Annotated in this window: 9 protein-coding genes, 4 pseudogenes and 1 riboswitch; of the genes and pseudogenes, 7 read left to right on the plus strand and 6 right to left on the minus strand. The window is 59.1% G+C overall.

Annotated features, from left to right (window positions below):
- Positions 1-8: 8 nt before the first annotated feature.
- Genes GGQ66_RS19445 through GGQ66_RS19460 form a run of 4 tightly spaced genes read right to left on the minus strand, consistent with a single transcriptional unit; the run spans position 9 to position 4,246 of the window.
- A complete protein-coding gene (locus GGQ66_RS19445; RefSeq protein ID WP_183794757.1) occupies positions 9-1,082 on the minus strand; it encodes an ABC transporter substrate-binding protein in 1,074 nt (357 codons plus the stop codon).
- Between the two features lie 29 nt (positions 1,083-1,111).
- Entirely contained in the window at positions 1,112-2,113 is a 1,002-nt protein-coding gene (locus GGQ66_RS19450) for a dipeptidase (protein ID WP_183794759.1), read from the minus strand.
- Positions 2,110-2,754 carry a 2-hydroxychromene-2-carboxylate isomerase gene (locus GGQ66_RS19455; RefSeq protein WP_183794761.1) on the minus strand — a complete coding sequence of 215 codons (645 nt, stop codon included), beginning with the start codon at positions 2,752-2,754 and terminating at the stop codon, positions 2,110-2,112. The genes GGQ66_RS19450 and GGQ66_RS19455 overlap by 4 nt, the downstream gene beginning before the upstream one ends.
- Entirely contained in the window at positions 2,747-4,246 is a 1,500-nt protein-coding gene (locus tag GGQ66_RS19460) for an NAD(P)-binding domain-containing protein (protein ID WP_237358998.1), read from the minus strand. The genes GGQ66_RS19455 and GGQ66_RS19460 overlap by 8 nt, the downstream gene beginning before the upstream one ends.
- Positions 4,247-4,729: 483 nt before the next feature.
- Positions 4,730-4,921, plus strand: a riboswitch (cobalamin riboswitch).
- A 97-nt stretch (positions 4,922-5,018) separates the two neighbouring features.
- Here GGQ66_RS19460 and GGQ66_RS19465 point away from each other — a divergent pair.
- From GGQ66_RS19465 to GGQ66_RS23160, 7 genes and pseudogenes are all read left to right on the plus strand, one after another.
- Positions 5,019-6,029, plus strand: coding sequence for an ABC transporter substrate-binding protein (locus GGQ66_RS19465; protein WP_183794763.1), 1,011 nt, complete (start codon positions 5,019-5,021; stop codon positions 6,027-6,029).
- A 23-nt stretch (positions 6,030-6,052) separates the two neighbouring features.
- Complete coding sequence (locus GGQ66_RS19470; RefSeq protein ID WP_183794765.1) at positions 6,053-7,063, plus strand: FecCD family ABC transporter permease; 1,011 nt, start codon at positions 6,053-6,055, stop codon at positions 7,061-7,063.
- A complete protein-coding gene (locus GGQ66_RS19475) occupies positions 7,060-7,836 on the plus strand; it encodes an ABC transporter ATP-binding protein (RefSeq protein ID WP_183794767.1) in 777 nt (258 codons plus the stop codon). Before GGQ66_RS19470 ends, GGQ66_RS19475 begins: the two co-directional genes overlap by 4 nt.
- Before the next feature lie 13 nt (positions 7,837-7,849).
- Complete coding sequence (locus GGQ66_RS19480) at positions 7,850-8,281, plus strand: pseudoazurin (RefSeq protein WP_183794769.1); 432 nt, start codon at positions 7,850-7,852, stop codon at positions 8,279-8,281.
- Positions 8,282-8,320: 39 nt separating this feature from the next.
- A complete protein-coding gene (locus GGQ66_RS19485; RefSeq protein WP_183794771.1) occupies positions 8,321-8,893 on the plus strand; it encodes a GNAT family N-acetyltransferase in 573 nt (190 codons plus the stop codon).
- 142 nt (positions 8,894-9,035) lie between these two features.
- Positions 9,036-9,179 (plus strand): annotated as a pseudogene (locus tag GGQ66_RS19490) (IS256 family transposase); the annotation flags it as partial.
- Positions 9,180-9,267: 88 nt separating this feature from the next.
- Positions 9,268-9,902: pseudogene (locus GGQ66_RS23160) on the plus strand (IS3 family transposase); the annotation flags it as partial.
- A gap of 99 nt (positions 9,903-10,001) precedes the next feature.
- Here GGQ66_RS23160 and GGQ66_RS19505 read toward each other — a convergent pair.
- Together GGQ66_RS19505 and GGQ66_RS23165 are read right to left on the minus strand one after the other, a co-directional pair.
- Positions 10,002-10,334: pseudogene (locus tag GGQ66_RS19505) on the minus strand (ATP-binding protein); the annotation flags it as partial.
- Positions 10,273-10,674: pseudogene (locus tag GGQ66_RS23165) on the minus strand (hypothetical protein); the annotation flags it as partial. The pseudogenes GGQ66_RS23165 and GGQ66_RS19505, both read right to left, overlap by 62 nt.

A 10,674-nucleotide genomic window follows, 5' to 3' on the forward strand; every position in this document is an offset into this window, starting at 1 on the left:
CTCTTTTCTCAGTTCGCCGCGATAACCTCGCGGTTGATCCGCTGAATCCATGCCGAATACTTGTCCGCCACGAAGTTCCAGTCCAGCGAGGACTGCGCGGCCTGCGCTTCCTTGGTGCCGTAGATGCGGGCGGCTACCGGCTCAGTCAGCGAAACCTTGGTATTGACCGGGCCGTAGAAGCTCTTTTCGGCGAAGGTCGCCTGAGCTTCCGCGCTAAGCGCGTAGTTCACGAACAACTCAGCCGCTTCCTTGTTCTTCGAGCCTTCGACAAGGCCGATGGTGTTGGTCTGGCCGATGGAGCCTTCCTTGGGCAGAGCCACACCGATCTTGCCGCCCTGCGTGTCATGCAGGTACTGCGCGCGACCGTTCCAGCAAATGGAAAGGTCGACCTCGCCGCTCTGCACGACGGCATAGCAATCCGGCGCCGGTTCGAACGTGGAAACGCTCGGTGCGATCTGCTTGAGGAATTCGATGCCCGGATCGACGGAGTTCTTGTAGTCGCCGCCCTTCAACCGGGTCAGGATCGGCAGCAGAATAACGCCGCGCGTATCGGAAAGCTTGGCGGCAATCTTGCCCTTGTACTGTGGATCGACAAGGTCGGCCCAGCTCGTGGGCGGGGTCTTCACCTTGTCGGTGTTATAGAGAATGGCGAGGTTATCCTGCGAAAATGCAACGGAACGGTCGCCATCGATACGTGCCCATTCCGGCTGATCGGCAAGATTCGGCACCTTGGCAGCGTCGAGCTTGGTGAACAGCTCTTCCTTGTTGGCCTTGATTGCCACCGAAACGTCGATCAGCGCGACATCGACCTTCGGATCGGCGCGCTGTAGCGTCAGCAATGCCAGCGTTTCCGCCGAGTTCTTGCTCTGCTGGTAGGTCACCTCGATGCCTGGATATTTTGCCTTGAAGGCATCGATGATGAACTTCTGGTAGTTATCGGCAAACACACCGGAGAAACCGACAACGTTGACGGTCCCCTTCGTCGCGTCCTGTGCGAAGACAGTGCCGGAAAGGAATGCAATGCCGGCGGCTACGATGCCGGCGAAGGTCGCGGCCTTGCGGCCTTTTATAGCATTTTTCATTTCGATTGCCTCCGTTTGGTGTTGCATGATCAGTTTGCGGGCCGCCAGGCGGCGTCGAGTACGCGCAGCCAGTTCTGCCCGAGAAGCTTGAGAACGAGCGCCTCGCTCCAGCCGCGCGCCAGCATTCGTTCGGTGACGTTCGGCACTTCGCCGATACGCTCGATACCCTTCGGCTTTGAAATCTTGACGGTTGCAAACTCGGTCAGCGTGCGGGCCGTGCCCTTGTCGCGGTTGGCCCAGATCTGCCACGGGCCGGGGCGCGGACGCTCCTGCGAAAAATCCGTCCCGATGCCGACATGATCCTCACCGACCAGATCGATGACATAAGCCATGGCATCGAGGTAATCGTCTACCGTCGCATCGTTACCGGCGGCAAGACCGGGCGCGAAAAGGCTGACGCCGATGAGGCCACCCTTTTCGGCACATGCCTTGAAAAGTTCATCCGGCTTGTTGCGCTTTACATCGCGCAAAGCGCGCGGCAGAACATGGGAAATGCAGACTGGCGATTTTGACCTGTCGATGACATCCGCGGTCGTCTTGTCGCCCACATGGCTGAGATCGCACAACACGCCGACGCGGTTCATTTCCGCAACCACTTCGCGGCCGAAGCCGGTCAGTCCGCTATCATTTTCCTCCAGGTAACCCGCGCCGGAATAGTTCTGGGTATTGTAGGTCAACTGCATGATGCCGACGCCCAGATCCTTGAAGATCTCGACATAATCCAGCTTGTCTTCGAGCGGCGACGTGTTCTGCCAGCCGATGATGATGCCGGTCTTGTTCTCGGCCTTCGCCGCGTGAATATCGGCAACCGTGCGGACCGGGCGGATGAGATCGTCGTTCTCGCGCAGGAAGCGTTTCCACTCGCTGATATAGCCGATGCCTTCACGGAAGTTTTCCCAGATCAGGCTGGAAGCATTGACGGCCGTCAGGCCACCCTTGCGCATATCTTCGAACACGGACCGGCTCCACTGGCAGGTCTGCAAACCATCGATAACGATGGCTTCGTCGTGAAGTTTGGCGGCATCGGTCATCGGAATGTCCTCACAGCGGATGTTGTGTGTTTCTGCTTCGATGCCGCCAGAGCGCGGCCTGCGAATTCCAGCCTGTCCTGCCCCCAGAACAACTCGCCATCCACAACGTATGTGGGCGTTCCGAAGATCCCGAGACGCTCGGCTTCCGCAAGATTGCCGTGCCATTCGGCAACAATGTCATCGGGCTGGGGGTCTCGCACCAGCGCCGCCCCTTGGGGACCGATGGTTTCGGTGGCGATCGCGCGCAGCGTATCCAGGTTGGCGATGTCGAGTTCCTCGGCCCACAACCCCCTCTGGATCGCAAAGGAAAGACTGATGGCATCGAGGCCAGCTTTTTGCGCGGCAATCACGGCTTGCGCAGCGCGTTCGATGGTGGCGCAGGGATAGAATTTTGGCGTCAGGTTCAGCGGCATGTTGAGATGACGACGCCAGCGATCAAGCTCCACGGCATGGTAACGCTGGCGCGCATCCGGGCGCTTTCGCAATGGGATGCCGCCATTGGCTTCGATGATGCGAATGGGACGCAAGACGATCTCGGCCCCGTTGGCCCTGGCGATCTCCACCGCGCGCGGCGCGCCGAAATAGGCCCAGGGCGACGATATCCCGTAGAATATTTCAAGTTTCGCAGCCTGCTCAGCCATTGGCAATCTCCTGTCCGTTCTGTTGCGCATCCGCATCGCACCATTCGTCGCCCAGGATTTCCGAGCCGTCGTAGCTCATGAAGGCTTCGATATGGCGATACCGGTCCTCGACGAACAGCGAACGCGAGATACCTTCCGCCAACCTTTCAGCGCCAAAACTGACGGCCGGAATCCCGCTGGTGATCTTCCCGTGCGAGGGAACCGCAGGGTAAGCGAAGCAGTAAATGCGCGAGATCGTTTCTGCCTCCGCCGCGCCAAGGCCGGGCTTGGGCATGAACTCGAACGAAGGCCCGAGATAGGGATAGCTGGCGAGCGCATCATTGCGGTTATCGGCGGGCGGCTGATAGGCATCGCGCCACAAGAGAATGCGCCCCTGAAGGGCGGAGAATTCCGGGCGCCGCGCGAAGTCGACATCAAAGCCCGTAGCGAAGATGATGACATCCGACGTATAACGCCCCTTCGGCGTCGAAATCTCCACGGCGTTAACCGTCTCGGTCAGCGCCTCAATCGGGCTCCCGAGATGGAAGAACGCATTTTCGTGGCGCGAAACCCGCAGAACGCTGTGACGCGGCGGCGGAATTTGCGTGCGCTCCGCTTCAGCCATGAAAGTCCAGCGATCTTCATCCGGCAAGCCGATGAAACCGTGGGTCATGCCAAGACCGGCAACGCCGCCAAATTTCTCGACGCGGGGAATGTCCTTTCGGCGAATGAAAAGATCAACGCGGGCCGCCCCTGCTTCAAGCGCCGCCGCCGCGTTGTCCATTGCGGACGCACCGGCGCCGACCACCGCAACGCGCTTGCCCCGGAAATCGGATACATCGAACACATCGCCGCTGTGGCGCACGTAGCGGGACGGCACCGTCGCGGCGACATCCGGCAGCCTCGGAGCTCCCAGACCATCCAGACCGGTCGCAAGGATCACGCGTCGCGCCAGAACACGGCTGTACCCGGCAGGCCCGTCGAGATCGAGTTCCAGCAACCCGTCGGAGCGCAGCGTGAGTTTTACAAGCGCGGTATCGTTGACCACCGGCAGCGACAGAACCCGCCTGTACCAGACCATGTAATCCATCCAGCTTTCACGCGGAATGAGCACCATGTCCTCGTAAGCCTGCGCGCCAAACTGCGCCTCGAACCACGCGCGATAGGTCAGCGCGGGAACCCCGAGCGCCGGGCCGGCAAGCTCCTTGCGGGTGCGCAGCGTTTCCATGCGCGCAGACGTCACCCACGGACCTTCGCGGCCTGCAGGCGCCCTGTCGAACGCCCTTACATTATCAATGCCGGCGAAAAGCAGCGCCGCCAGTGCGGTAAGACCACAAAGCCCCGCGCCGATCACGGCGACATCCAGAACACGGTTTCCGTCGATCTCGGTTGGCGGCACCCATGGCCTGGCCGGACGCTCAAGGAGGAGCAGTTCATGCGCCAGCCTGTCCTCAAGAGCCTTCAGGCCGGAGGGACGCATGTGCGGTCCATGTTTTTCCGTGTCTTCAATCATGTCTTTTTCGAATTAATGATTGCCATGAATTCTATTTCAGCATCATAAAAATCACAGAACGCAAGCGACGGGAAGAAAAATCAATCCATGAAACCGGTCGTTCGCGATAAACTTTCACCAAACATGGCCGGATAAGGCTCCGGACAGCGCAAATGCGCCCGGGTACAAGGCCGGATGAACGAGGGTGCAGCGCTTGCACGACAAGCTGCCCGGGCTGACGGCCCCTTAATGAAACTGGGTATGATTCACGGTTTCCGTCGCGGGGACGCAGCCGCGGTCTTGAGCTTCAAAAGCCCACAACGCGTCCCCGTTTTAATCCGCTTCTCCGCGAAACCCGTTCCAAAAAAAATAACCGCCTGTGTTGCGATACGATCAACGCTCCCTCCCTATGGCCATGGCCACATCGGCTCATATCCGTTTGACCTACCTGCCGTATGCAATGGAAAAATGAGGCGAGCAGCGGTTGCAGTATCCGTTTTAAAAAGCTACGGACTGGGTGTCGGTTTCCGAAAGGAACTAATAGGGAATCCGTAGCTGCTCCAGCAGCCAACCGGAACTGCCCCCGCAACTGTAGGCGGCGAGCTGAACTCGAAGATACCACTGAACTCACGTTCGGGAAGGTCGAGGAAGCGACGACCCGTCAGTCAGGAGACCTGCCGACGCAGATTTACCAACCGAGCGGGTCGGCTCGAGTGGGGACTGTTGCCGGCACCCATGCCAGCATCAACCCGCCTTTCGCCCGTTCGACCATAATGGAGCGGAAGGAAACATTATGTTGAGACTGACAGTGGCGATCGCCGCCACCCTGAGCCTTGCACCCATGGCTTTTGCGGGAACGGAGTATCCGCTCAAGCTGACGAGCTGCGGCCACGAAATCAACATTGCGAAAGCGCCTGAAAGCGTTGTCAGCGTTGGCCAGAGCACGACCGAAATTCTCTATATGCTCGGCCTTGGCGAGAAGGTGAAGGGCACCGCGCTCTGGATCAATCCTGTCCTGCCGGAACTGGCCGAGATCGACAAGACGGTTGAGCGCCTGGCCGACAATGCACCCAGTTTTGAAAGCGTCGTTGCGAAGAAGCCGGAATTGGTCGTTACCCCCTATGAATGGATGATCGGTCCTCAGGGCGCGGTCGGTACACGCCAGATGTTCGACGATGCCAAGATCGCAAGCTGGATCATGCCGACCGAATGCGTCGGCAAGGACAACACGCAGAGCATGGATGGCGCGCGGACCAAGCTGTTCGACACCGCACTGCTCTATCAGGGTATTTCGGAACTGGCCCTGATCTTCGACGTGACGGAACGCGGCGACAAGCTGATCACTGATCTGATGGCAAAGGAAGAGGCCGCCGTCGCCAAGGCCAAGGCGCTCAACCTTCCCGCCGATGTTTCCGGCGTCTTCTGGTATTCCTCGGCAGACATCGAGATCGATCCCTATGTTGCCGGCGCAAACGGCGTACCGGGCTGGATGCTTTCGAAACTGGGCGTGAAGAACATCGTCACCTCGCAGGAAGAATGGCCGACGGTGGGCTGGGAAACCATCGCCAAGGCAAAGCCCACCTTCATCGTGACTGCCGAGATGAACCGTCGCCGCTTCCCCGCCGACGACATCGCGGTCAAGCGCGAATATCTGACCAGCGATCCGCTGGCCAAGGAGATGGAAGCGGTCAAGAAAGATCGCATTCTGACACTTGAAGCGAACGCAATGGACCCTTCCGTGCGCGCCATCTTCGCACTTGAAAAGCTGTCCGGCGCACTGGCCGGTTTCGGGTTGACCAAGTGAGAAACGGTATCGCGGCCCGTCATATGAGATGGTTCTGGCTATCTCCCGTTGTTCTGGCCGCGGCGCTGATGTTTGGCACCGCCATCGGAGAAACACGTATTCCGTTTGCCACGGTCATCGATGTCCTCTCGGTCAAGTTAGGCCTTTCGCATGCTGAAGTCGATGCCATCGACATGAGCGTCATATGGAACTACCGGCTGGCACGCGCCATTGTTTCGGCCTGTGGCGGGGCCAGCCTCGCCCTGTCCGGTCTGATTTTGCAGGCGCTGTTGCGCAATCCACTGGCGGAACCCTATCTGCTCGGCATTTCGGCCGGCGCTTCCGCAGGCGCCGTCTCGGTGTCCGTGGCCGGCATCGGTGCGGGGATCGTCAGCATGTCGGCCGGCGCCTTTGCGGGCGGGTTGACAGCATTTGCGCTGGTGGCGTTGCTTGCCCATGCGGCTGGCGGCAGCACCGGTGCGCGCGGGGCTGGCGTCATCATCCTGGCCGGCATTGCCGGCTCACAGATGTTCAACGCGTTGACCGCATTGATCATTGCGCAATCCGCCAGCGCCGAACAGGCGCGCGGCATCATGTTCTGGTTGCTGGGTAACCTTTCGGGCATTCGCTGGCCGGACACATGGCTGGCCCTGCCGATGGCCGGGCTGGGCCTTGGCCTTTCTCTATGGCATGTGCGGTCACTGGATGCCTTCACGTTCGGCGCGGATAGCGCCGCGTCCATCGGCGTCGACGTGCACCGCACGCAGATCGTTCTCATCGGAACGGCAACGCTGATCACGGCGATCATGGTATCGCTTGCAGGTGCGATCGGCTTCGTCGGCCTTGTCGTGCCGCACGCCATGCGCATTCTGGTCGGCTCGCGTCACAGCCGGCTTGTGCCCGCAACGGCGTTGGCCGGAGCGGTTTTTCTCGTCGTTTCCGATGTGGTTTCGCGTATCGCGCTTCCGGGACAGGTCCTGCCTATCGGCGTCGTCACCGCACTGGTCGGCGCACCAGCTTTCGCCGTCATCATGATACGGGGCAGGAAGCAATGACCAGCACCTCGGTTCTGGACCTCACGGGCGTCAGTCGCACGGTCAACGGTAAAATAATCGTCTCGGACATCGACCTGTCCCTGAAACCCGGAGAAACACTTGGGCTGATCGGACCGAACGGATCCGGGAAATCGACATTGCTAAATATGATTGCCGGGCTGGTGCGGCCAAGCCGTGGCGAGATCAACATTTGCGGCCATTCCATGGCGCATATGCGTCGTCGCAAGATCGCGCGGCACATAGCTTTCGTGGCCCAGCAAGCGGATACCGGTGAACGCATCACGGTACGCGACGCCGTGGAGCTGGGGCGTACCCCCTGGCTCAGCGCTCTACGCCCCTGGGGCCCGGAGGATGACGAGGCCGTTGCGCAGGCCCTCGGCGTTGTCGGCATGCAGACGATGGTATGCCGCGACTGGTCTTCACTTTCGGGCGGCGAGCGCCAGCGCGTGCAGATCGCCCGGGCACTGGCGCAGGCGACCCCGATCCTTTTGCTGGACGAGCCTACGAACCACCTCGATATCCATCACCAGATCGCCATTCTCGATCTGGTCGAACGATTGCCGGCAACTATCGTCATCGCCTTGCATGACATGCACCACGCTTTGCGCTGCGATCGTATTCTGGCGATGAAAAACGGGCGCTGCATCGCGCTTGGTCCTCCGCTGGAAGTGCTGACGCCTGAAATCATCGGCGAGATTTTTGCTGTCGAGGCGATGCGTATTCCCGATCCGGCCGGCGGAAGGCCCCTCTTCTCTTTTCGCAGTCTCACCTGAAAGGACATGAACCATGCTGCTGCGCAGCCTTCTCCTGCTTTGCCTGATGACCGTGCCGGCCATGGCCGAGACATTCGATGTCAAGATGCTGAACCGCAACGACACGGGACCGATGCCCTTCGAACCGGAATATCTGGTTATCAAGCCCGGTGACACGGTCAGGTTCATTGCCGCCGATCCCGGCCACAATGCCGCGACCATTGCCGGGATGATCCCGGGCGATGGCAAGAAGTTCACTGGCAAAATCAATGAGGAGATCGAGGTGACGCTGACGGCAGAGGGGATCTGGGGCATCAAATGCTCACCCCATTACACGATGGGCATGGCCATGCTCATCCAGGTCGGGAACAGGGGCGCTACAGAAGCAGACCTGCCCGCCGATTTGCCCGTCGCAGCCCGCAAACGCATGCTGGAAATCCTTGCCCGCAGGAATAACGCCCCGTGAGCGAACGCCTTCGACAGGCTTGAGGACGAACCTTCATTGATGACGTCGGACAACGAACAATTTGAACTCCAGTTTCTTGATGGCAGTCAGGAGCGGTGTATTAATCGCGAAGCACGGGATTTCTGTCTGGAGATGATCCGGCAGACCTATGCCATCGATTACCATGCGCAGTGGCACGCAGATCTTGATGCCCTGCTGCAGACCGGCGACGGAAACTGGTATGCCGAGGCCAGCCGTGGCGCATTTTGCGTGGTTTACAACGCTTCCGGCAACATGATCGCTACAGGCGGGCTCCATGGCTTCTCCCGAAAACCTGGCACGGTCGCCCGCCTCGGTCCGCGATACGATCAACACGCTGCTGTGTGCCAGCTCGTCCGCGTCTATCTCGCGCCGTGCATGCGGGGAAAGGGGCTGGGCACAAGGATTGTCACCCGACTGGAAGAGACCGCTTTGAAACTCGGCTACCAAATATCCTATCTTCACGCCGACGCGCTCGCCGCGTCGACCTTGCGGTTCTGGGAGCATTGCGGTTACCGGGAATTTGGCCGGTTTTCCTACGACGCCAACGGGCGAGTTGATATGAGCGTCGATTTTGACAAACCACTCTGTTGAGGGTCCATCCAGAACAAAGGTCCCTCAGAATACGCGCGGGCGAGATCGTGTCCCGGGAGATGGTGTAGCTAAATAAGGGTGGTCATCGGGATTTGCCGGTAGGGTTGGGTTGTTCAAGCACAACATGATGGAAAGACCACCGATGACCAAAGACATGATGGACCCTCGTTCACTCGTTGAGAAGAGCGCCGACGCGGATTTGCTGCGGGAGATGATTGGCTTTGCGGCCGAAAAGCTGATGGAGCTGGAGATCGGCTTAAAGACTGGCGCGGCCTATGGCGAGAAGAACGACCTTTGGACTTGCCCGGAAAAAGTGGAGGGCGAACTCCTCAAATTTGATAGGAGTTTGATCCATTAAAGAAGAGAAGAAGACATTGGGCGGTCGTGGCCGCCATGCGGGCGTGACGCCGGAGTTCCGTGCAGAAACAGTGCGTCTTGTTGAGACGAGTTGCCGCCCCGTTGGGAAGATTGCCGAAGATCTGGGAATCGGAAAATCGACGCTGACATGCTGGCTGACACAACACCGAGAAGCGGCGCTTTTATCGGGACCGCATTCGGATACGAGCCGGGAGCTGGCGCGGCTACGCAAGGAAAACGAGATTTTGCGCCAGGAGCGCGATTTATTAAAGAAAGCAGCCGCCTTCTTCGCGAAGGAGACCACGAGGTGATGTTTCGGGTTATCGATACGGAGAAGGTTTCGATACCCGTTCATCGCAGTTGCGCTTTGTTTGGATTGAGTGTGAGCGGCTATTACGCTTGGAAGGGTCGCACGCTCAGTCGGCGGCAGAAGGACGACATGGTTCTGCTGGCGCATATCCGCTCACAATTTTCCACGTCGCACGAAACCTATGCCAGCCCGCGCATGACGGTTGAGCTTCAGGAAGACGGAATTCAGGTGGGGCGTCATCGCGTGGCGCGCCTGATGCGGGATAATGGACTGAAAGCTTTGCAGAAACGACGTTACAAGAAGACGACCGACAGCGACCACGGCGGCCCCCAATATGCGGATTTCGGATTAACGGGACATCGATTCCGGTAAATCCCGGACAGTTGTTTCAATAAATCGCGGACAGTCTTGCGGGATCGACTTTCGTTCGCCTGGTTGATGTCATGGGTTATTGATTTCGACGTTTGGCGCGTCGGTCAAGAGGAAGGTTCGCTTTTGCTTTCTCATGCTTTCGCCTTCGAGAGCAATTCGGTGAGAGTTATGAACGATACGGTCGAGGATGGCGTCAGCGATAGCCGGTTCGCCGATCATTTCGTGCCACTGCGCCACGGGGAGTTGGGCGGTGATCAGGGTGGATTTCCTGCGGTAGCGCTCTTCGAAGATTTCCAGGAGATCCAACCGCTGCTGATCGCTGAGCGCATGGGTTCCCCAGTCATCCAAGATGAGCAATTGAACACGTGCGAGCTTGTCGACCAATCGAGGGAACCGACCGTCTAGCACTACTTTGGCAGTTTAGATTCTCGGGCGTGTGCCAGCAGCTTCTGACAGTGCGGGCATCTGCCGGGTGGCGACCGCATGAAGAGGTCGAGAATGGCTTGTCTAATCGCTGGCATGCTCGGTTGTGGCGGTGGGCCGCCGACTCTTTTTTCCGTCCCGCAGCTTTGAGGCGGCGGGCTTGGAGAAAGGCGTAGGCGATCATGGTCATCAAGGCGTGTCTATGTAATCCAGTCCATGATCGGCCTTCGAAGTGGTCGAGACCGAGCTCTTCCTTCAATTGCTGATGTGCCTGTTCACAGATCCATCTGGCCTTAATCGTGGCGGCAAGTATCTTGAG

This window comes from Allorhizobium borbori, assembly GCF_014196535.1.
Lineage (GTDB): Bacteria > Pseudomonadota > Alphaproteobacteria > Rhizobiales > Rhizobiaceae > Ectorhizobium > Ectorhizobium borbori.